At 68.5% G+C, this 19,929-nt stretch carries 22 protein-coding genes and 1 pseudogene; 4 read left to right on the top strand and 19 right to left on the bottom strand.

Going from position 1 to position 19,929, the window contains the following annotated elements; genetic code table 11:
- Positions 1–110 precede the first annotated feature (110 nt).
- Complete coding sequence (locus tag OXS49_RS00800) at positions 111–3,443, bottom strand: hypothetical protein (protein ID WP_267420888.1); 3,333 nt, start codon at positions 3,441–3,443, stop codon at positions 111–113.
- A gap of 296 nt (positions 3,444–3,739) precedes the next feature.
- On the opposite strand from OXS49_RS00800, the gene OXS49_RS00805 reads away from it, so the two are divergent.
- Positions 3,740–5,527 carry an acyl-CoA dehydrogenase C-terminal domain-containing protein gene (locus OXS49_RS00805; protein WP_267420889.1) on the top strand — a complete coding sequence of 596 codons (1,788 nt, stop codon included), beginning with the start codon at positions 3,740–3,742 and terminating at the stop codon, positions 5,525–5,527.
- Between the two features lie 103 nt (positions 5,528–5,630).
- On the opposite strand, the pseudogene OXS49_RS00810 reads toward OXS49_RS00805, so the two are convergent.
- The 5 genes and pseudogenes from OXS49_RS00810 to OXS49_RS00830 form a co-directional block, all read right to left on the bottom strand.
- Positions 5,631–5,900: pseudogene (locus OXS49_RS00810) on the bottom strand (type II toxin-antitoxin system YafQ family toxin); the annotation flags it as partial.
- Complete coding sequence (locus OXS49_RS00815) at positions 5,887–6,135, bottom strand: type II toxin-antitoxin system RelB/DinJ family antitoxin (RefSeq protein WP_267420890.1); 249 nt, start codon at positions 6,133–6,135, stop codon at positions 5,887–5,889. The gene OXS49_RS00815 and the pseudogene OXS49_RS00810, both read right to left, overlap by 14 nt.
- A 135-nt stretch (positions 6,136–6,270) precedes the next feature.
- Positions 6,271–7,551: an O-acetylhomoserine aminocarboxypropyltransferase gene (locus OXS49_RS00820; RefSeq protein WP_244002772.1), complete on the bottom strand. Its 1,281-nt coding sequence runs from the start codon at positions 7,549–7,551 to the stop codon at positions 6,271–6,273.
- Positions 7,552–7,658: 107 nt separating this feature from the next.
- Entirely contained in the window at positions 7,659–7,874 is a 216-nt protein-coding gene (locus OXS49_RS00825; protein WP_244002770.1) for a hypothetical protein, read from the bottom strand.
- A gap of 29 nt (positions 7,875–7,903) precedes the next feature.
- Positions 7,904–8,263, bottom strand: coding sequence for a hypothetical protein (locus OXS49_RS00830; protein ID WP_244002768.1), 360 nt, complete (start codon positions 8,261–8,263; stop codon positions 7,904–7,906).
- 67 nt (positions 8,264–8,330) lie between these two features.
- Here OXS49_RS00830 and OXS49_RS00835 point away from each other — a divergent pair, with 67 nt between their 5' ends.
- The 3 genes from OXS49_RS00835 (at position 8,331) to OXS49_RS00845 (ending at position 12,409) form a co-directional block, all read left to right on the top strand.
- On the top strand, positions 8,331–8,516 hold the full coding sequence (locus tag OXS49_RS00835; protein WP_267420892.1) for a hypothetical protein: 186 nt from the start codon (positions 8,331–8,333) through the stop codon (positions 8,514–8,516).
- A 400-nt stretch (positions 8,517–8,916) separates the two neighbouring features.
- On the top strand, positions 8,917–10,743 hold the full coding sequence (locus OXS49_RS00840) for an ATP-binding protein (RefSeq protein ID WP_244002765.1): 1,827 nt from the start codon (positions 8,917–8,919) through the stop codon (positions 10,741–10,743).
- Position 10,744: 1 nt separating this feature from the next.
- Positions 10,745–12,409, top strand: coding sequence for an EAL domain-containing protein (locus tag OXS49_RS00845; protein ID WP_244002763.1), 1,665 nt, complete (start codon positions 10,745–10,747; stop codon positions 12,407–12,409).
- A gap of 464 nt (positions 12,410–12,873) precedes the next feature.
- On the opposite strand, the gene OXS49_RS00850 is transcribed toward OXS49_RS00845, so the two are convergent.
- The 13 genes from OXS49_RS00850 to OXS49_RS00910 all read right to left on the bottom strand — a co-directional run.
- On the bottom strand, positions 12,874–13,320 hold the full coding sequence (locus OXS49_RS00850) for a hypothetical protein (protein ID WP_056250388.1): 447 nt from the start codon (positions 13,318–13,320) through the stop codon (positions 12,874–12,876).
- Entirely contained in the window at positions 13,308–13,622 is a 315-nt protein-coding gene (locus tag OXS49_RS00855) for a helix-turn-helix transcriptional regulator (RefSeq protein ID WP_056250390.1), read from the bottom strand. The genes OXS49_RS00850 and OXS49_RS00855 overlap by 13 nt, the downstream gene beginning before the upstream one ends.
- Before the next feature lie 88 nt (positions 13,623–13,710).
- Positions 13,711–14,070 carry a hypothetical protein gene (locus OXS49_RS00860; protein ID WP_056250392.1) on the bottom strand — a complete coding sequence of 120 codons (360 nt, stop codon included), beginning with the start codon at positions 14,068–14,070 and terminating at the stop codon, positions 13,711–13,713.
- 80 nt (positions 14,071–14,150) lie between these two features.
- Positions 14,151–14,840 (bottom strand): hypothetical protein, encoded by a 690-nt coding sequence (locus tag OXS49_RS00865; RefSeq protein ID WP_056250394.1) that lies wholly within the window; start codon positions 14,838–14,840, stop codon positions 14,151–14,153.
- Positions 14,841–14,922: 82 nt separating this feature from the next.
- The gene (locus OXS49_RS00870) at positions 14,923–15,168 is read right to left on the bottom strand and encodes a hypothetical protein (RefSeq protein ID WP_056250396.1); all 246 of its coding nucleotides are present in this window, start codon (positions 15,166–15,168) and stop codon (positions 14,923–14,925) included.
- A gap of 74 nt (positions 15,169–15,242) precedes the next feature.
- Positions 15,243–15,581, bottom strand: a complete 339-nt coding sequence (locus OXS49_RS00875; RefSeq protein WP_056250399.1) for a hypothetical protein — start codon at positions 15,579–15,581, stop codon at positions 15,243–15,245.
- Between the two features lie 99 nt (positions 15,582–15,680).
- Positions 15,681–16,802, bottom strand: coding sequence for an integrase (locus OXS49_RS00880; protein ID WP_243924973.1), 1,122 nt, complete (start codon positions 16,800–16,802; stop codon positions 15,681–15,683).
- Positions 16,803–16,816: 14 nt separating this feature from the next.
- Positions 16,817–17,269: a hypothetical protein gene (locus OXS49_RS00885; protein WP_056250404.1), complete on the bottom strand. Its 453-nt coding sequence runs from the start codon at positions 17,267–17,269 to the stop codon at positions 16,817–16,819.
- A 54-nt stretch (positions 17,270–17,323) separates the two neighbouring features.
- Positions 17,324–17,818 carry a hypothetical protein gene (locus OXS49_RS00890; protein WP_056250405.1) on the bottom strand — a complete coding sequence of 165 codons (495 nt, stop codon included), beginning with the start codon at positions 17,816–17,818 and terminating at the stop codon, positions 17,324–17,326.
- 106 nt (positions 17,819–17,924) lie between these two features.
- Complete coding sequence (locus OXS49_RS00895; RefSeq protein ID WP_056250408.1) at positions 17,925–18,803, bottom strand: hypothetical protein; 879 nt, start codon at positions 18,801–18,803, stop codon at positions 17,925–17,927.
- Positions 18,803–19,306 carry a hypothetical protein gene (locus OXS49_RS00900; RefSeq protein WP_147842680.1) on the bottom strand — a complete coding sequence of 168 codons (504 nt, stop codon included), beginning with the start codon at positions 19,304–19,306 and terminating at the stop codon, positions 18,803–18,805. The genes OXS49_RS00895 and OXS49_RS00900 overlap by 1 nt, the downstream gene beginning before the upstream one ends.
- A 5-nt stretch (positions 19,307–19,311) precedes the next feature.
- Positions 19,312–19,470, bottom strand: a complete 159-nt coding sequence (locus OXS49_RS00905; RefSeq protein WP_187274963.1) for a hypothetical protein — start codon at positions 19,468–19,470, stop codon at positions 19,312–19,314.
- A gap of 8 nt (positions 19,471–19,478) precedes the next feature.
- Positions 19,479–19,929, bottom strand: a 451-nt coding sequence (locus OXS49_RS00910; protein ID WP_267420908.1) for a GcrA family cell cycle regulator, incomplete at its 5' end; no start/stop codon positions are given.

Genomic DNA, 19,929 nt, shown 5'->3' on the forward strand with positions numbered 1-19,929 from the left:
GACCGACGCGTTCCAACCGCGGTCCGACGCCGCCCCGGTCGGAGCGTTCCTGCATCGCGGGAGCGCGGTCAAGCTCGGATTGTCCGAGGCCGCGCTCCGGCTGATCTGCGCTAGGACCGCTTCGGAGCGGCCGTCAACGCGACGGAACTGGGTGCAGGAGCGCCGAGCAGTGACATCGGGGCAGTGGCACTTGTTTTGACGCTCGGCGGGTCGTTGACGGCCGCGTCAATCTTTCGCGGCTTGAACGATCCCGCGAGGGACTTCGCGCTGGCGAGTTCGGCGGTGCTCAGCTTGTTGGCCACGTCGTCGCGCTTCTTGGCCGCGTCCTCGTCGCCCTGGGCGGCAGCGGCGGCGAACCACGCGTAGGATTGCACCAGATCCTGCGTCAGGCCCATGCCGCGGGCGTACAGGACGCCGAGGTTGTACTGGCTGTCGCGGACACCGTACTCGGCACCCTGACGGAACCAGGAGGCCGCGGAGGCGAAATCCGGCTTCCCGTTGGCGGCGGGGTTCTCGGCGAAGATCACCGCGAGATTGTGCATCGACCGGGCATGGCCCTGCTCGGCGGCGCGGCCGTACCAGAGCTTGGCCTTGTCAAGGTCGCGGACCACGCCGGCGCCCTTCTCGTACTGGCCGGCGATCTTGTACTGCGCCGGCGCGTAGCCCGCCGAGGCCAGCTTTTCAAAGAGCTTGGCGGCCACGGCGAGGTCGCGGGGCATGCCGCGGCCGTCGGCTTCCCGGGTGGCAAGATCCCAGACCGCCGAGCCGTCGCCGTCGAGGGCGGCGGCCTTCATCTTGGCGAGTCCTGGCGGCACGCCGCCGAGTTCGGCCTGCAGGGTGTTCATCCCCGAAACCTGCGGCAGGGCGGCTTTCGCGGCGGTCGCACGCGCCTCGGTGGGAACCGGATTCGGGAGGGCCTGGGTGGTCGTCGGATCGGTCACGGGTGGCTTGGCACCCGGAGCATCCTTCCAAGCTTCGGCTCCAGCAACCTTGGTGGTCTCCTTCGGGACGTCCTTCAACGCTTCCTTGACGACTGCGCCGGTCTCGGATCCCGCCGCAGCCTTCGCGGGTTCGCCGGCCGCCTCGCTGGCAACGGGACCGGCCTGGCTGGCGGCGACGACCGGGCGGGGCTCGTCCGGGGCGCGCAGCTTGACCGCCTGAAGGGCTCCGAGCGCCAAAACGATCGCGGCGAGCCCGAGCAGCAGCGGCCGACGCCGACGGTCGATCTCGCTCCGCAACCGGCCGAGGCGGCCCGGTTCGCCCATCGCCGGCGCGGTCGCGGGCTTCGCGGCACGGGAATCCCGGCGGTCGATCGGCGCCTCGGCGGCCAGTTCCGCCTGCGCGGCCTGCGCAGCGCGGCGTGCGGCTGCAATGAAGCTGGTCTTGATATCGCTTTCCGACCCGGGCTCGGCATCCAGCCGGACGCGGACCGATTCGGTCTGCGGAGCCTTGGCCGACCGGCGGCTCGCCGAATCGCGGCTCCCGCGGGGCGCCCGGATCGGCCGCCCGCTTCCCGGCTCGAGAAGGTCGTCGGCGATCAACGGGGTGTCGGCCCCGGCCATCCGGACGGCCGTGTTCAGATCCGCGGCGGCAAGCGCCACCTCCGGGCTTGTCGAGGACATCAGGCGATCGTCGAGGGACGGAACCCGCGGCTCCGCCGTCTCGGTGGGGCCGAGCCGGACGAGGAGGCGTTCGAGGGCCGTCTGGACACCCTCCAGTGTGGCACCCAGGCGCGCGTCTGAAGCCGCCTGCCGCGCCTGCATGTCGGCGAGGCTCGCGCGCAGGAGGCCGATCTCGCCAGAATCCGCTGCGATCCCCGAACCGCTCAGGGTCTGCGCAACCGCGTTGCGGGCGGCGCGTTCGACCACGGCCTCGCTCGGGGCCGCGTCCCGGAGGGCGGCCACCTGCGCGAGCAGATCGCCCATCGTGCGCTCGAGCCCGGCCAAGGCCGGATCGCCGCCCTTGGGCGCATCCAGCCAGTCGGCCAGGGTCATGACCTGCTTCTCGAGGGCGTCGAGGCCCTCGTGCTCGCCGGCTTCGTCCACCTTCTCGGCCAGCGTGTGGAGCATGGCCTGGATGGAGGCCATCTCGTTGGGCTGGGCGTGAACGACCGCGCCGACCGGCTCCGCCTGGTCCTGCAGCGCGCAGAGGTGATCGACCTTCTCGGCCAGCGCCTGAATCTTCTCGGCGAGCGCCGCGGGCGCGGCAAACGTCACGTCGCCGCGGATCTCCTCCAGCATCGGGCGCAGATCCGGGCCGGCGCCGATGCGTTGCAGCTGCACCACCTGGGCGCTGACGACCTGAAGGCTGTTCGCGAGAGTCTGGATCCGCTCCGGATCGGCGAGCGTGGTGATCAGCTGCCGGATCTCGTCGAGTTCCGTGAACAGCCCGGCCAGGGTCTGACCCTCGGGATCCGTCGGACCGGCCGCCGCGACATCGTCGAGACGGGCGGCCAAGCGGCGGACATCCTCCGCCATCCGGGCGTGGACATTCTCGGCGACCTCTTCGGCCAAGCGCTCGACCTGATGCCGGATCTCGGCGATCGGTGTCGCGATCGCGGTGAGATCGGTGCCGATCTGCGCACGCTCCAGGCCGTTCGTCAGCGCGGTGACGGCCTGCTCCAGGGCCCCGAGATCGCGGCTCGTGGCCAGCCGATCGATGGCCTGGCGCAGGCGGAGGGTTTCAACCTGAAGCTCCGCGAGGGCGACCGATGTCGCGGCGGCGTCCTCGGTGCGCGCCTCCAGGCGGCGGGCCAAATCCTGGCGCATGCTTGCGACCACACCGCCATCGGCGGCCAGCGGAACGGCGTCGCCGGCGGCCTCCTGCGACAGCTCCCGCTGGCGCTGGCGGATGTCCAAGACCGCGCTGCGGATATCGGCGGGCGCCGGGCGCACACGTCGGCCGGGCTGGCGCGCGGCGACCTGCTCGCCGAGCTGCGACATGCGGCGCTCGATATCCCCGAGCCGCTCGGTGACCTGCTGGACCGGGGCGGCCTGCAGAGCGCGCTCGATCCGGGCTTCGATCTCGGCCAAGCGCTGCGCCTCGGCGATCTGCGCTTCGCGCCGGTCCGCATCCAGGGTCCGGTCGAGACCGTCGAGACGATTCATCAGCGCGGCGAAACCTTCGCCATAGGTCTCGGCGATGGGCGCCGGGCGCTCCAGCGGACGCGCCTCGGTCGGGAGATCCCTCTGGCGGGCGCCGATCTGGTCGATGCTTGATTCGGTGCGGACCGCAGCCTCCGGCCGGGTGACGGGCCGATCGAGCTGCTCGGCACGGAGGCGGCGACGCTGATTGCGGTTTCCGGACAGACCGGGCTGCGTTTGCGGGACGACCGAGGCGATCCAGGTCTCGAGCGGGACACCCGCCCGGGCGGCGACGTCGCGGGCGGCGTCGAGCACCTCGGGATCGAAACTGTCGAGCTGCGGCATCGCGGTGCGGGTCATCGGGGGCCTGTGGTCGGCAGCGTTCGCGGTCCAGCCTGGTGCGCGGCAGTTCCCCAAATGGGTATCCGCGGATCACGCCCCGGGTCGTTCGAATGTGATCATTAACTTTCTTGGTAAACACGAGGTTAAGGCTGTGCTGAGCCGGTAATCATCGTGGCGTTCAAGACGCCGCAGGTCGTGACGCGTGTCACCACGCGGCAGGACTAAGCCGTTGCTCCCACAGTGGCCGGGCGGTTACATGCGCTGCTGAAAGCGGATCGCGCCGAGAGATCCGCGCAGACGGGGGAAGCCTCACGATGCCGCAGTACCGTGCTCCGGTCGACGATACGCTGTTCCTGCTCTCCGACGTGCTGGGCTTTCACGCGCGGGCCAATCTGGCGGGCTTCGCCGACGCATCGCCCGATGTCGTCGAGGCGGTCCTGCGCGAAGGCGGCAAGCTCGCCGAGGAGGTGCTCGCGCCGCTTAACCGGACGGGCGATCTCGAGGGCTGCCGCCGGGAGGCCGATGGCCGCGTGCGCACGCCGACCGGCTTCAAGGCCGCCTACGACACCTATGCCAGCGGCGGCTGGATGGGTCTCTCCGTCCCCGAGGCGTTCGGAGGCCAGGGGCTGCCGCACACGCTCAACACGGCAATTCAGGAATTCGCCTCAGGCGCGAATCTGGCGTTCGGCATGTATCCGGGCCTGACGCAGGGCGCGATGGCAGCCCTGCTGGTGCACGGCACCGACGAACAGAAGGCGACGTACCTGCCCAAGATGGTCGAGGGCGCCTGGACCGGCACCATGAACCTGACCGAGCCGCATTGCGGCACGGATCTCGGCCTCCTGAAGACCAAGGCTGTGCCGAACGGCGACGGCTCCTACCGCCTCACCGGCACCAAGATCTTCATCTCGGCCGGCGAGCACGACTTGGCGGAAAACATCATCCACCTCGTCATCGCGCGAATCGAAGGCGCGCCCGCCGGCACCAAGGGCATCTCGCTGTTCGTGGTGCCGAAGGTCCTCGTGCAGGCCGACGGGTCGCTCGGCGCCCGCAACGGCGTGTCCTGCGGCTCCCTGGAGCACAAGATGGGCATCCACGGGAACGCCACCTGTGTCATGAACTACGATGGCGCGACCGGCTGGCTCGTCGGCCAGGAGAATCGCGGCCTCAACGCCATGTTCGTGATGATGAACGAGGCGCGGCTCGCCGTGGGCGTTCAGGGCCTCGGGCAGTCCGAGGTCGCCTACCAGAACGCCGCCGCCTACGCGCGGGACCGGCTCCAGGGCCGCGCGCTGACCGGCGCCAAGGCGCCCGAGAAGGTCGCCGATCCGATCATCGTGCACCCGGACGTGCGCCGGACGCTGCTGCAGATCCGCGCCTTCAACGAGGCGGCCCGCGCCCTGATGCTCTGGACGGCGCTTCAGGCCGACATCCTGCACCGCTCGGAGGATGCCAAGGAGCGCCAGGCGGCCGACGACTATCTCGGCCTGATGACGCCGGTGGTGAAGGGCGTCTTCACCGATCGCGGCTTCGCCAACGCCGTCGAGGCCCAGCAGCTGTTGGGCGGGCACGGCTACATCGAGGAATGGGGCATGTCGCAGTTCGTGCGCGATGCCCGCATCGCCATGATCTACGAGGGCGCCAACGGAATCCAGGCCATGGACCTGATCGGCCGCAAGCTGCCGAAGGACGGCGGCCGGGCGATGATGGCCTTCCTGGGCGAGGTCCAGGCCTTCGTGAAGGATCACGGCGAGGACCCCGCCATGGCACCGTTCGTCAAGCCACTCCAGGCCGGGCTGAACGATCTCCAAGGTGCCGTGATGTGGCTGATGCAGAACGCGTTCAGCAAACCCGACAATGCCGGCGCCGGCGCGACCGACTTCATGCACCTCTTCGGGCTGGTCGCCCTGGGCTACATGTGGGGCCGGATCGCCAAGGCGGCGCTGATCAAGCAGACCGAGGCGCCCTCCCCGCGCTGGGAATCGAAGCTCACGGGCGGCCGGTTCTTCATGGAGCGGATGCTGCCGGAGACGAGCCTGCGGCTGACGCGGATCAAGGCCGGCGCAGAGAGCACCATGGCTCTGGAGGCGGAGGCGTTCTGACGTCGACGTGTTGGTATCGACAACGGCCTCGTTCCGGGTGCTGCATCCGGAACGAGGCACGCATCGTCCATGCGTGAACGAACGCGTCGCGACTGGTCCGGTCTTCGGCGTGCGATCCGAGGCGGGCCAGCTGGATCGTCGCGGGATCGGGAAGTCGGTAGATCAGAACGAGATCCGGCTTGGTGTGGCAGTCCCGATGGTCATGCCAATCTCCGATCAGGGTACGGTCCCGGTACCGTGCTTCGAGGGGCAGATCGGACGCTATGCGTTCCAAGACGGCCGCAAGATCGGCCGTGAGCGTTGCGCGGTGGCGCCCCTTCGGCTCTCGTTTGACATCGCGCTTGAACTGGCCGGCGTGCTCAATCGTCCGCATCGAGGGCGGCCATCAGAGAGGCCACGACGTCGAAACGCGGTAGCCCCGCCCGTCGCGCTTCACGCATCGCGGCGATTGTCGTTTCGTTCGGCGCGAGTGGCTCGAACGGCAGCGCCTTCTCGCGAGCGACCCGCGTCATCAGCAGCCGTACGGCATCGGACACCGTGAGACCCGGGCCGGCCAGAAGGGCAGCAGCCTCTTCCCGCGTGACGGGATCAAGGTCGGTCTCGATCACGGCATTCGGCATCGTGACAGCGTCAGGACGCGCAGCCCACGATAACGCTGCGATCGCCCGAAAACCATAAGACCGAGGCGGCATGTCCTCGCGGACGCGCGTCCGGCAGCCCGTTCGTCGAATTCGATGGCGCGCTCAGGCCGTGAGCGCGCCATCCAGATCCTCGATCAGATCCGCCGGATCCTCCAGGCCGATCGACAGCCGCACCACATCCGGTCCAGCCCCCGCGGCGGTCTTCTGTGCGTCCGTGAGTTGGCGGTGGGTCGTCGAGGCCGGATGGATGATCAGCGAGCGCGTGTCGCCGATATTGGCCAGGTGCGAGAACAGCTGGAGATTGGAGACGAGCTTCACGCCCGCCTCGTAGCCACCCTTCAGGCCGAAGGTGAAGACCGCCCCGGCGCCGTTCGGCGTGTAGCGCTTGGCCAGCTGGTGGTAGCGGTCGGTTTCCAACCCCGGGTAGCTCACCCACGAGACCGCCGGGTGCTGGACCAAGTGCTTGGCGACCGTCAGGGCGTTGTCGGAATGGCGCTGCATCCGCAGCGGCAGGGTCTCGATGCCGTTGAGGATCAGGAAGGCGTTGAAGGGCGACAGCGCCGGCCCGAGGTCGCGCAGGCCCAGCACCCGGCAGGCAATGGCGAAGCCGAAATTGCCGAACGTCTCGGCGAGCACCATCCCGGAATATTCCGGCCGCGGCCCGCTCATCATCGGGTAGCGGGCATCGCCGGCCCATTGGAACGTGCCGCCGTCGACGATCAGGCCGCCGATCGAATTGCCGTGTCCGCCGAGGAATTTGGTGGCCGAATGGACGATGATGTCGGCCCCGTGCTCGAAGGGCCGGATCAGGTACGGCGTCGCCATGGTGTTGTCGACGACGAGCGGGATGTTGTGCTTCTTGGCGATCTGCGACAGCGCCGCGATGTCGGTGATGACGCCGCCCGGATTGGCGATCGACTCGCAGAAGATCGCCTTGGTGCGCGGGGTGATTGCCGCATCGAACGAGGCCGGATCGTCGTTCTCGGCCCAGGCCACCGACCAGCCGAAGTTCTTGTACGCGTGATTGAACTGGTTGATCGAGCCGCCGTAGAGCTTGTTCGAGGCCACGAACTCGTCGCCCGGCTGCATCAGGGCGTGCATGGTCAGGAATTCGGCCGCGTGACCCGACGCGACAGCGAGGGCGGCTGTTCCACCTTCGAGGGCGGCGATACGCTCCTCCAGCACGGCGTTGGTCGGGTTGGTGATCCGCGTGTAGATGTTGCCGAACGCCTGAAGACCGAACAGCGAAGCAGCGTGATCGACGTCGTCGAACACGAAGCTCGTGGTCTGATAAATCGGCGTTGCCCGCGCGCCCGTGGCGGCGTCGGGTGCGGCGCCCGCGTGGATTGCCAGCGTGTTGAAGCCGGGCAGGCGGTCGGTCATCGTCGTGTCTCCTCCAGGCAGGCGAGCCTCTACGCCCGTGCAGGAGCAGGGCGCAAGAGATCACGCAATGGGGTGTCCGTCCGGATGTCGCCCCCGGCTTCGATCGGCTACGCGTCGGGCGCCGGGCCGATATCGACGTGCGGCTGGCCGGCCTCCACGAGGGCGCGGTCCACGGCCTCGATGGCCACGAGGGTCCGGGTCAGGTCCTCGGACATGGAGATCGGCGCCACGTCGAGGCCGCCGATCCTGCGGGCGATGGCATTCCGCTGGCGTGCCAGCGACGCGCGGGCACGATTGAGATCCTGTATTTCGTCGGCGGTCATCCGCGCTTCCTTTCCGAAACTCGTGCCGGTCAATTCCCAGGCATCCAATCGATATGGGGCCGCTGTGCCAGCATGCGTTCGAGATAATCGGCCACCGCCTGGGCCCCGTCCGTGTGCATCATCGCGACGGGATGGGCGAGATAGGCGCGGGCCAGATCCAGAGGGATCTTGTCGGACTGGAGGGCGCTCAGAACCTCGTCGATAAAGGCGTCGTTGGCCTCGTTGAAGTCGTTCGAGAGCTTCTTCCGATCATTCAAGGCTTTGATCGCCATGCCGTGTTCTTGCTCCTTCACGGGGGGCAGGTTGGCCCTCCCGACCGTTCGAACGGGATAGGGCATCGCGCGTTCCCAAGACAGGTCGCCACCCAACGCGAACGCGACGCGGCGCATGTCGGTAACCTAGTGCATCGTGTTTTTGGAGCGGAAGAGTCACCGGGCGCGTTAACGCAGCATGTCGATGCACGCTTCACCGACCCACACCGTCGAAATCGTACCCTGCTCGGAGGGCTACCGCTGGGTCATCCGCACGCGGGGCGGCGCCGTCGTGGAAGCTTCGCCTTACGCGTTCGTGACCTTGAACGGCGCGCGCATCTCGGGCGAGTGCTGGAAGCGCGAGCATTTCAATGACGCCTCGGGCGATTAGGCCATCCTTCGCCCCCGGGGAGCTTGAGAACGCCGACATCCTGAAAGCTGCTCGTGCCCGGGCTGCATGACCGAGCACGGGTCCTCACTCTCAAGCATTGCCCTCGATCCACGATAGGCGACCGCGCAACTGCCACCGCTGAGGCTTTGCTTGCCGGATCTTGCGGGCCAGCGACACAATCTCTGCGTGTAAATTTCTTCTGAAGATACACCCAGTGTATGCGGCTCCCGCGGGGCGCCTCGCCATGCATACCCGTACTAGTATTATATCGTACAGGTGGCTGTGTATTTGTGGAAGAATTGATTAATCATCGATCCACTGCATTGCGGTCTTTGTCTGATTCTTAATCGGCCGATCCCACCATAGCGTCACGTTTGATTGGCAGGTTCGAGCACACGCGATGGTGAACGGTGACGGCATGGACCGGGACGAGGTTCCGGCGGCGCAGATGGGTTCGGTTACGTCGATCGAGGGTTCGAAGGTTCATCTCGAACTCGCCGGGCAGAACGGCCGGCCGCACGTGCGGGCGACCGTCGGCAATTTCGTACGGATCGAGGCCGGCGCCGCGCTCCTGATCGGGATCATCACGACGCTCTCGTCGGGTGGTGATCGGTCCGGGCAACGGGGCGCCTATGCGAGCATCGATCTCCTCGGGGAGATCCTGTCGGATAATGGGACCAAGCGGTTTCGCCGGGGCGTGACCTGCTACCCCGCCATCGGGGATGCGGTCGATCTGCTGCCTGCGGGCGATCTGCGGATCCTCTATCAGGTCTCATCGGCGAACATGGCCACCGTGGGGGCGCTGTACCAGGATCCGGACACGCCGGCCTGCATCAAGGTCGAGGATCTGCTCACGAAACACTTCGCGGTGCTCGGCACCACCGGCGTCGGCAAGTCGAGCGGCGTTGCCGTGATCCTCGACCAGGTGATGCGGTCCCAGCAGGCAGTGCGCATCTTCCTGCTGGACGTTCACAACGAATACGCGGCCTGCTTCGAAGAGCATGCGAGCGTCATCAGCCCGCGCAATCTCAAGCTGCCCTTCTGGCTGTTCAATCTCGAAGAAATCGCCGACGTCATCTACGGCGGCCGCTCACCGATCGATGAGGAAATCGAGATCCTGGCGGAAGTCATCCCGCTGGCGAAAAGCAAGTACGCGCAGTACAAGGAGGCCAGCGACAGGCAGATCGTCAAGCGTACCATCGGCAAGAGCTCCGGCTACACCGTCGATACGCCGGTCCCCTACATGCTTCAGGATCTGATCGCCCTGATCGACGAGCGGATGGGGCGCCTGGAGAACCGCGTCGGGCGGATGCACTACCACCGCCTGATCACGCGCATCGAGGCGATCCGCAACGATCCGCGCTACGGCTTCATGTTCGAGAACGCCAATGTCGGCGGCGACATGATGGGTGAGATCCTGGCCCACCTGTTCCGGCTCGATCCGGACGGGCGCCCGATGACGATCATGCAGCTCGCCGGGCTCCCCATGGAGGTGGTCGATGCCGTCGTCTGCGTCCTGTGCCGCTTGGCCTTCGAATTCGGCATCTGGAGCGAAGGTGCGATCCCGCTGCTGTTCGTGTGCGAGGAGGCTCACCGCTACGCGTCCGCCGACCGTTCGGTCGGCTTCACCCCGACCCGCCGGGCTCTCTCGCGGATCGCCCGCGAGGGCCGCAAGCACGGCGTCTATCTGGGCCTCGTCACCCAACGGCCTGCGGAACTCGATCCGACGATCATGTCCCAGTGCAGCACGCTCTTCGCCATGCGGATGACCAACGATCGCGACCAGGCTTTCCTGGCCGCGGCGGTCTCCGACGCGGTGAACCTGCTCACCTTCGTGCCGTCGCTCGGGACCGGCGAGGTGATCGCCTTCGGCGAGGGTGTGCCGATGCCGGTGCGGATGAAGTTCGCCGCCCTGCCCCCGGAGCGCCAGCCGCGCAACGACATGAGCGGGCGCGCCTCCGACCACGGCGACGCGATCGCCGGCGCGGCCTTCGTGGGCGCGGTGGTCGAGCGCTGGCGGGGGGCCACCATGAGCAAGGCCAGCGGGCTCGATTCGGCGGACCAGTCCGCGAGCCCCCGCCTGGCCCGGGAACCGAGTGCCGAGGGCAGCAACGGCGCGGCACTCGACCAAGTGCACCGTCGCCTGCTCCGTCGCCCCCTTGAGGGGGCCGACGCCGCGGCCGAGTCGGGCCTGCGTGCGCCCAAGACGCTCTGGCAGCAGGGCTGACGTGAGCACGTCCGCGCCCCGACATCGCCAGAGCCTGCTGGAAGCCGCCATTCAGGCGCTTCCGGTCGGCGTCGTGGTCCACGACGAGCGAGGGCTCTGCATCCTGGCCAACGACGCCGCCCGTGCTCTGGGATCGCGGGCGATCGACGACCTCTCGGCCAACGCCTTCGACAGCCCCGACGCCGCGATCATCGCGGAGATCGGCGATCTCGTGGTCGAGGCGCAGGCACAGGCGGTCGCCACCGAGGCGGACACCTACACGCTCACCACCCTCACGGATGTCACGCACCATCACGGCATGCAGCGCGATCTCATCGCGCGGGCCTTCATCGACGCGCTGACCGGACTGCCCAACCGGACGATGTTCGAGCAGAGCATCGAGGAACTCATCATCGAAGCCGGCCCGGACGACCGCTTCGCCCTGGCCTTCATCGATCTCGACAATTTCAAGCACATCAATGACTATTACAGCCACGCCGCGGGCGACGCCCTGCTGCGCAAGGTGGCTGACCGTATCCGCGGCACGCTGCGCCCGAGCGACATGCTCGCCCGGATCGGCGGCGACGAATTCGTGCTGCTGCTCAGCCCGGTGGCCGATCGGGACGCCACCCTGGCTTCGGTGCTCGACATCTCGGACCGCCTGAAGCAGCCGTTCTTCATCGACGACCACGAGATCTTTGCCTCGGCGTCGATGGGCCTGAGCCTGTTTCCGGAACACGGCACGACCTACGAGATCCTGCGGCGGCAGGCCGACAATGCGATGTATCGGGTCAAGGGTGGCGTGAAGGGCGGCGTCAGCGTCTTCGAGGAGACGATGAGCCACGCCGCCACGGCCCGCATGGCCGTGGAGCAGCGCCTGCGTCTCGCGATCCGCGACCGGTGCTTCTGCTGCGCCTTCCAGCCGAAGGTCGACATGCGGACGCACGCCGTGATGGGCGTCGAGGTCCTGCTGCGCTGGCGGGACGAGCTCGGGATGATCCAGGCTCCCGGCGATTTCATCGAGTTGGCGATCGAACTCGGTCTCATCAACGAGATCACCCTGCAGGTGCTGACCGAGACCGTGCAGACCATGCCGGACATCGACGAGGTGTTCGGGCCGGATGTCACCGTGAGCCTCAACATCGCCGCCAAGCAGGCCTGCGACGTGCCGTTCATGTCGGCTTTCTGCGACGCGCTCGGGGCGACGGGCATGGCCCGGCGCTTCGTGCTGGAACTGACCGAGGAGGCCTTCTTCACCAAGGGCAGCTTTCAGCGCGAGGTTCTGCCGCGCATCCGCGCCATCGGGGCCCGGGTGTCGATCGACGATTTCGGAGTCGGCTATTCCTCGCTGGCGGCGCTGGCGGAAATCACAGCGGATGAACTGAAGATCGACCGGTCCTTCATCACCGATATCGACAAGCGGCCCCGCAGCCAGATCGTCCTTAAGGCGATCGAATCGCTCGGGATGGCCCTCGGCATGTCGGTGGTCGCCGAAGGGGTCGAGACCTTCGAGGAGGTCGCCTACTTGCTGGGCGCCACGCAGATCCGCTGTGCGCAGGGCTATTATTACGCCAAGCCTCAGCTGATCGAGCAGATCCGGCAGGGGGAACAGCGGATGTCGGTGCTGCGTACCTCCCAGAGCCGCGGCTCGGATTTCCGCTCGCCGAGCCTGTTGCGGCGGGCCTGACGGGTGTGATGCGGCCGGACGACCGGTTGATGCCGGTCGTCACCAGAGCGCGTCCGGTCAGATAGCTGCCGGAACCGGCTATTTTGTCCTCGGCCGACCGCCGGCATGGCTGGCCGGGGTCATCGCGCGGCGCTGTCGCAGCCCACGGGCCGAACCCGTGCATCAATCCGCGACGCCTGAAGCGGCTCGTCCGTCGCCGCTTCGCGGACGATCAGAAACGACAAAGGCCGCACGGAGGCGGCCTTGCGATCGTTCGACTGGTTGGAAAAACTGGAGCGGGCGAAGGGATTCGAACCCTCGACCCCAACCTTGGCAAGGCTCTCACCCCGCCGCAACTTTCCTAGGGACCGGCGTCCGGCCCGTCAATTCCCATGCAACGCCGTTCGATTGGATCGAGCGCCATGCACGGCCATGCGGGCCGGATTTCGTAATTGCGGGGCCATTCCGGGACCCCGCTCCGGGCGTCAGATATACACGTACCGCCCATCCTTCAGACGCATCCGGATCCCCAGGACGACGACGAAGGCTCCCGGCAGGATCTGGAACAGGTAGCTCACCAGGTACAGCCAGGGCGCGCCGGCCATCGCGGACATGATCGCCTCCGCGGTGGATCCGACCAGCATGAGGCCGGAGCCGAGGATGAGCGCGTCGAGGCTGTAAGCCCGCTTTGGCTGCGGCTCGGTCCTCAGGATCCCGCCGACGCTCCACCAGCAGCCGAGAGCATGCCGGAGCTGATCGAGCTTGGTGTCGCAGTCGGCGAGGTGCGATGACCACTCCTCGGCGTAGGACTCCCGCTTGCCCTCCGGCAGCCGGGCGGCCGCCTTGCGGATGAGGAAGCGGGCGAGCCTCGGGCAGCGGTCGTAGAGGTCCGCGCCCAGGATGTTCATGAGCAGCCCGATCAGGAGTTCCATGCGAGGGCTCCTTCCGGCGCGACCTGGTACTCGGCGAACGCGGCACGGGCCCGGGCGCGCCCTGCCATCGTCAGCGTGTAGAACCGTCGCCTCGGCCTCCCGGCCTCGCTCGGTTCCACCTCCTCCCACTTCCCCTCGACCCAGCCGGCGGTCTCCAGCCGGGCGAGCATGGGGTACATCGTCCCCGACCCGATGCGGGCGGACTTGCTGATCTCCGCGCCCGACCTCCCCTCAAGGGGAGCCGAGAGCAGGAACTTGAGCGCGCGCAGGGTCGTGTCGGAGAGCCGGACGTCCTCAGCCATGGTGTACCTCGAAAGTCGACATAGCCCCCTATATCGACTTTCGACTACGCTTGTCTAGTCCCTGGTCCTTCCGACGCAGGGCCCGCCCTCAGGCCAGTGTCGCGAGGTCGGCTTTGTCCTCCTCCGGCGCCGCCGGGGCCCACTCCATCCGGATCTCGGCCGCGCGGCGTTCCAGGTCCTCGGCCGCTCGGATCGCGAGACGCCGAGTGGGCTCGAACAGGGCATCGGGCACGGGGCGGGAGCCCGAAATCCACTGCGACACCTGCGCCTGGGTGATGCGCCGGCCCGCAACTTCCGAGAGCGCCGTCGCGAAGAAGCTCTGCCAGCGCGGCCCGAAGGCTCGCTCGCCGAGGCTGATGACGCCCCGTCGGATGAGGATTTGAGCCTCGGTCAAACCCGAGAGGTCGACCTTGGCCTCGCGGATCGGCTTGGGGAAATCGAAGGACACGGTGCGGGCTCCTGCGCAGGACGGGCGTTTCAATTCTACACCGGCCGCCCCGTGATGGGGGGCCGGTGGAGGTGCAGGCTTCAGGCGGCCTCGACTTCGAGGAGGTTTTTGATCCCCCGGCGGATGCGCTCGGCGCCCTCGTGCAGGCCCTGGTCGTTGCCGGCCTTCCAGCCGAGGATCGCCATCTCGACCTCGCGGCGCGTGACGTCTCCGGGGAGCGAGAGGATCGGCCTGCCACCCACGCGGACTTGGATGCTCATGCCTCCCGGCGCGCCCCACGCCCACCACCCCTGACCGCGGACGTCGTACCCGGGGAACTGGCCGATGAGATCGCACGCGACCTCCTCAAGATGGCGCACCTGCAGGTTTCGCAGAGTCGCAATCAAGTGCTCGCGTGCCTCCCAGCGGTCGTGGCCGGCGCGTCCGTGGCCGGTCATCCGAGCTACCTCTCCGACGAAGGTCCTGGCGGCGTAGACGGCCCTCTCAGCGGCCGTCCACTCGTCGTCCTCGGTCGACTGGCGCAGCGTCGGTGCCGCGGCGGCGTGCGGCTCCAGGGCGGCGGCGACGGTAGCGTGGTCGTCGGAGGTGCAGAAGTCGAACGTGAGGATCGCGGCAACGGCGGGGTGCTCCGGGAAGGCGCGTTTGGCGGCGGCCCGACCCTCGGCGTCGATCGTGCCGAGGGCGCCGAACATGGCGTAGACGGTCGCGTCCTCGTCCCGGGACGGGGACGCGGCGAGCACGGCCTCGATGGCGGGGATGACAGCTTTCATGGGTGTGGTCCTTCCGGAAGGGCTGGGTTCGGTCCTGAGGCCCGGGATCGGGAGGTCTCACACCCCTCCCGAGGGGCGGGCCTCAGTCGCCGGAGAGGCGGCGCTCGGCGCGCTTGCGCAGCACGGAGGCCTCGATCGTGCGGGCCGTCAGGCCGGTGCGCACGTGCACGGTCGCCTCGCGCTCGAAGTCCCGCTCGCCCTGGTAGCGGCGGTAGACGCCGACCCGGACGATCCAATTGCCGTCGAACCTGAACTCGCCCTCGGTCGTCAGGCGCAGGCCGTCGTCGAAGTCCACGCCGTCGTTGTCGAAGTCCACCATCCTGGCCATGTCCGGATCCTCTGTGCTGGGGGGTAGGGTTCTCGCCTGAGGCCGGGGGGCGATCCCCCGGCCGGTCCGCGCCCTCAGTCGGCGCAGACCTGGGAGTCCTCCCAGATCTCGGCCTGGAGCTCGGCGTTCATGACGCCATGGCCGTCCTCGGCGCCGCCGGCGACGACGATGTCGCGGTACGTGCGGCCGTTGATCCTGTGCTCATTGCCCCAGCAGAGGACCGAGCCGTCGCCCAGCACCGCGATCGCATCGGAGCCGAGGTCGTCGAGGTCGACCGTGGCGGTCTCGGTGGGGGCGGAGAGGGCCGCGATCTCGGCGAGCGCGGTGTCGAGGTCGGACTGGGTGATGATTTCGTTCAGGGCGTGCTCGACGGCCTGGTTGTGGGCGACGTTGGCGGCGGTGAGTTTGGACATCGGTGCGGTTCCCTCGGGGAGACCGTCTCCCCGTTGCTTGTAAATATACAAGCAACGGGGCCGAAAGCAAGGGGTGCTTGTAAAAAATAAAGCTCCGCGTTAGGCCGCCGCAGCCGCCTTCTGGTAGGCGCTCGACGTGTGGCCGTAGACCTTGAGGACCATGGCCAGCGACATGCCGAGGTACTCGCTCACCTCCACCGGAGGCACGCCGGCGCGGAGCATGATCGTTGCCCTGGAGTGCCGGAGGATGTGCGGCGTCGGCCAACCCATCTCGTCGGCGTCGCCCTCGGCCTCCTCCGAGAGGTAGCCCTCCTCCTCCTCGGGCAGGTCGGCGGCGAGGCCGGCCGACAGGTCGGTGACGCGGTGCGTCCCGTCGATGTCGCGCCGGTCCAGGCAGGCCCGGATCGCGGCCATCCTGAACCCCTTGCTGACCCGCTTCACGGCGGCACCGTTCCGATGGACGACGCGCGACACGCCGGCCGCCAGGTCCTCCTCGCGCCACTCCTTGAGGAGCGGGAGCAGGCGATCGTGGATCCGGCACGGGGGCTGCCTCTTGCGGGATGCCGGCGCCTCGGGGCCCTCGCGGAACATCGTCACCGTCGGGAAGTCCACGTACCCGGCGACCTTGTGCTTGCGCCAGCGCAGGTCGAGGACGGCCGCGCTCCGGGTGCCCGAGTAGAACGCGATCTGGAGGAACCGCACCAGCTGGTCGCCGGGCTCGTGGCGCAGGCCCTCGATCGGCTGCCAGTACGGCTCGCGCGTGGCGATGTCTGAGGAGAACCAGCGGAACCCGGAGGCCGCCTTCAGGAGGCGCTCGAACTCCGATTCGGTCAGCCAGTCCGGATGGCCCTTCGAGGCCTTGGGCAGTTCGAGCACCGGAACCGACGAGAGGTTGTACTCCCGATGCCAGGCGTTGATGGCGGCCGACAGGGTCCCGAGCTCGCGCCGGGCCGTCGACGTCGAGATCGGCTTCGAGATCTTCCAGCCGGGCTTCGTGTAGCGCTCGCTCGTCCGCTTCTCGACGTAGTCGCGGCACGTCGATCCACGGATCTGCGCCAGCGTCAGGCCCCTCAGGATGCGAAGTAGGTGGACGATGTGCTGGCCGACCAAGGCGGCATTCTTCGTGCCCTCCATGCGGGCGCCGTAGAACGTCAAGCAAGCGGCGACGGACACCAGGCGGGGGTTGGAATTCGCCGGGTCGTCGTGATCCGGCGAGGCCATGAGCCGCTCTCGGGCTAGGCGCCCTTGCTCCGCGATGTGGAGCGCGAGCTCCTCTTGAGCCGCGCCGCGAGCTGCAAGGCCGTGTCGTGTTCTGCGCTTGTAGCGCTCGCCATCGATGAAGTCTGCGATTGCCCAGACCTGTCGCTTCCGGTCGAAGACAAGGCGGGAGGGTTGCTTGGGGCGAGCCACGTATTTCTCCAGTCGAGCAGGTATTGGCGGGTCGTGTAGATCGCGTGTCCGGGCTGCATCGATTTCAGTCGATGAGGATCCGGGGCACGCGTCGCGGCCCGCAGCTGCGCGGTGGAGAAGGTCGGGAAGCCCAGGGCGTCCGCTAGCTCGGGGGCCCACGCGGCGACGTCGAGCGACATCAGCGTGTCCGTACCGGCCATGGAGGCCTCGTCGCGGGCGCCGTCCGAGAAGTCGAACGGGCCGGCGTGAAGGACGAATGTGGGCTTCGAATTGAGCATGGTGCGATTCTGAATCGAGGGGGCTTCGACTGCAACGGCAAATAGAGGCTGCGGTTAACACGGCGGGGGATGGTTACTGGGACATGCTCGAAGTCCCAGCGTTTCGGCCGTCCGCGTGTAGGTCCGGTTCGGGCGGTACCGGCGGTAGATCTGCCGCATCGCGTCATCGACGGCCTCGGCGCTATCGTCCGCGAGGAGCTCCGCCGACGCATCGCCGTCGTCGGATTCCGAAAACCGAAAGACGATGTACTGCCGCCCCAAGGTCGGCCGCCATCCGAAATGGGCCGGGCATGCGTCCGGGTCCCGCCGGCGGAAGAGCAGGAGCCGCCCCTCCTCGACGCCGAGGATCTCCCCCAGGAACTCGTCCTCCGGATCGCGGGAGAGGTGGGAGTCCCCGTCATCCCTCGCCGTGAACGGCGGACTGGCCGTCACCAGATGCCCATGCTTGATCACGCAGCGATCGAGGCTGTGGGCCTCGGTGATGCTCATGTCGAACGTGATCGACAGGGGAGCGGACGGGGTCGGGGCGGGCTTCTTCTTGGTGGCCATGGTCAGGTGTCCTTGTGTTCGGTGGAACGCGCAGCCTCGGCGCGTGCCCGGGAGGGTGTTCGGTGGAACGCGCAGCCTCGGCGCGTGCCCGGGAGGATCCGGCGCCTCACCACGCGAGGCTACCGAGGGCATCGGCATCGTCGGAGGGGGGCGGTTTGGGCCCCGCCGCCTCGACCGCGGCCACCCGGCGGCGGATCACCCGGAGCCAGTGCAAGCACGTCGCGACGTCGAACCCGGCGTGGCGGTGGTGCGCCGCGAGCGTCGGGACCGCCGCGTCGACCCGCGCCGTGCGGAACTCGGGCGGCAACGCGCCGATCCTGACGAGGGCGTGCCCCACGAGGGCGTCCGGATCGAGCACCAGCAGCTTGCGCAGAAGGGGCTCAACAGCGGCGTCGAGTTCCAAGTACGACCGGGCAACCCGCCCGCGTGGCCGCGCCGACCTCAGCGCCGCCGCGACCGCCTCCGCTTCGCGCACCTCGGCCTCGTACGCGTGCCGCGCGGCCTGCTGGACCGGCGGGAGCCCGCGGACCTGGATGTAGTGGGTCCGCCCGTCGTCGTCGCGGAACTTGATCCACGTCTGCTCGTGTGTCAGCAGGCGCCACATGCGCTGCCCCTCGGGCCCCGTCTCGGCCGCCAGCATGTCGACACGCAGGCCGTAGCGGACGATGACCCCCGCATCGTGCCAGGGCGTCTCCGGGTCGCGGGGGATCACGAGGGCCCGACGTCCCTCCCTGATCCTGGGGAGGTCCTCCACGATCCGATCGATGCCGAGCACGTCCACCGGCTCGCCGTCCCCGTACACCCCGTAGAGCCAGAGGACGTCCTCGCAGACGGCGACCATCTGAGCGTAGGCACCGGCCTCGCCCAGCGGCGTACCTGCCTCAAGGCCCTCGTCGAACGCCCCCTCGTAGCGCCTCGTCCGGAGCTCCTCGATCTGGCGCACCAGCTCGTCGAGACCGGAACCGGTCAGGATCCCGCCCGCCATCAGATGACCTCCCCGACACAGGCGTTCTCGACGCGCGTCCACGCGCCGTCGACGTAGTGGAAGGCGCGCCTGTCCTCGCCCTCGGGATCCCACCCACGCACGTGGGGCTCGGGGCCCCCGTCCACTCTCAGGACGACGACGCCCCCATCGAACAGGCGCACGCGCGTGACCAGGACCTCGCCGTCCCGGCGCACCGAGAGAACCGCCGAGACGAACGTCGGCACGTCGGCCGGCAGGCTCCTCGCGATCGCGGCCTCGACGATGGCTACGTCGCGGGGCCGCCGGCGCCCGACGCCCGCGTCGTCGATGAGGGCCGTCAGGCGGGCGCACGGCGGCAGGGGGGCCGCCTCCCGGATCAGAGGGACCGGCGGCGTCCAGTCGGCCGGCCGGGTGAGCTCCTGCAGCGCGATCTGGCGCCACATCGGATCGCGGACCATCGGGCCAGGATCCGGGACGTAATCCCAGAGGGTCATGAACTCGTCGGCGGGGGGCTGCTCGGGCACGGGGATCACTCCGGCTTGGCGAGGTCGGTGAGCAGCGCCTCGACGTGGGCGCGGTGCTCAGCGGCGAGGCGGTCCGGATCGAGGTGCGGGGGCAGCGCCTCGTCCTCGTCGTCCGGCTCCATCACCTGGTGGTTGTGCTGAAGGTCGATGGCACGGTCGCTCATGCGGCTCATCAGGCGGCCTTCCGGAAAGCGGGGACGTAGGCGGCCTCGCGCGACCTCGGCGCGACGGTCCGGTGCGCCGGGCAGTAGGGCGAGCCGAGATCGGCCGGGTGCCCGCAGGCCGTCGGGTCCAGACGGGGATCGCCGGCGATCCAGCGGCAGACCCCGTCTCGGACGTCGAGGATCGAGACGCGGCGGGACTCCGGCAAGAGAACGTCCGATGCGGCCGGGCGGGGCGCGGGCTTCGGCGGGGGCGGCGGCGCCTTAACCACGAGGGCCTTCGGGGCCTTCCGCGGGCCCTCGTGGGGCTTACGTGCAAGGGGGGGCCTGCTGGCCCCGGGGCCCTGGAAGCTGACGTTCTCGCGCCGCATCCGGCCGATGACCGAGCTGTGGCTACGGGCGATGCCCTCGGCGGCGAGCGTGGCCGAGATGGAGCGGGCGGACACGCCGGCGAGCCACAGC

The organism is Methylobacterium sp. GC_Met_2 (genome assembly GCF_026540795.1).
Classification (GTDB): domain Bacteria; phylum Pseudomonadota; class Alphaproteobacteria; order Rhizobiales; family Beijerinckiaceae; genus Methylobacterium.

What these genes read in the sequence shown, in the direction of transcription:
- OXS49_RS00850 (WP_056250388.1), bottom strand. Translation starts at nt 13,320, where the DNA reads ATGGAACTCCTGATCGGGCTGCTCATGAACATCCTGGGCGCGGACCTC.
- OXS49_RS00880 (WP_243924973.1), bottom strand. Translation starts at nt 16,802, where the DNA reads ATGGCCTCGCCGGATCACGACGACCCGGCGAATTCCAACCCCCGCCTG.
- OXS49_RS00840 (WP_244002765.1), top strand. Translation starts at nt 8,917, where the DNA reads ATGGTGAACGGTGACGGCATGGACCGGGACGAGGTTCCGGCGGCGCAG.
- OXS49_RS00885 (WP_056250404.1), bottom strand. Translation starts at nt 17,269, where the DNA reads ATGCTCAATTCGAAGCCCACATTCGTCCTTCACGCCGGCCCGTTCGAC.
- OXS49_RS00830 (WP_244002768.1), bottom strand. Translation starts at nt 8,263, where the DNA reads ATGCGCCGCGTCGCGTTCGCGTTGGGTGGCGACCTGTCTTGGGAACGC.
- OXS49_RS00800 (WP_267420888.1), bottom strand. Translation starts at nt 3,443, where the DNA reads ATGACCCGCACCGCGATGCCGCAGCTCGACAGTTTCGATCCCGAGGTG.
- OXS49_RS00895 (WP_056250408.1), bottom strand. Translation starts at nt 18,803, where the DNA reads ATGGCGGGCGGGATCCTGACCGGTTCCGGTCTCGACGAGCTGGTGCGC.
- OXS49_RS00905 (WP_187274963.1), bottom strand. Translation starts at nt 19,470, where the DNA reads ATGAGCGACCGTGCCATCGACCTTCAGCACAACCACCAGGTGATGGAG.
- OXS49_RS00855 (WP_056250390.1), bottom strand. Translation starts at nt 13,622, where the DNA reads ATGGCTGAGGACGTCCGGCTCTCCGACACGACCCTGCGCGCGCTCAAG.
- OXS49_RS00890 (WP_056250405.1), bottom strand. Translation starts at nt 17,818, where the DNA reads ATGGCCACCAAGAAGAAGCCCGCCCCGACCCCGTCCGCTCCCCTGTCG.
- OXS49_RS00835 (WP_267420892.1), top strand. Translation starts at nt 8,331, where the DNA reads ATGCACGCTTCACCGACCCACACCGTCGAAATCGTACCCTGCTCGGAG.
- OXS49_RS00820 (WP_244002772.1), bottom strand. Translation starts at nt 7,551, where the DNA reads ATGACCGACCGCCTGCCCGGCTTCAACACGCTGGCAATCCACGCGGGC.
- OXS49_RS00825 (WP_244002770.1), bottom strand. Translation starts at nt 7,874, where the DNA reads ATGACCGCCGACGAAATACAGGATCTCAATCGTGCCCGCGCGTCGCTG.
- OXS49_RS00870 (WP_056250396.1), bottom strand. Translation starts at nt 15,168, where the DNA reads ATGGCCAGGATGGTGGACTTCGACAACGACGGCGTGGACTTCGACGAC.
- OXS49_RS00805 (WP_267420889.1), top strand. Translation starts at nt 3,740, where the DNA reads ATGCCGCAGTACCGTGCTCCGGTCGACGATACGCTGTTCCTGCTCTCC.
- OXS49_RS00875 (WP_056250399.1), bottom strand. Translation starts at nt 15,581, where the DNA reads ATGTCCAAACTCACCGCCGCCAACGTCGCCCACAACCAGGCCGTCGAG.
- OXS49_RS00865 (WP_056250394.1), bottom strand. Translation starts at nt 14,840, where the DNA reads ATGAAAGCTGTCATCCCCGCCATCGAGGCCGTGCTCGCCGCGTCCCCG.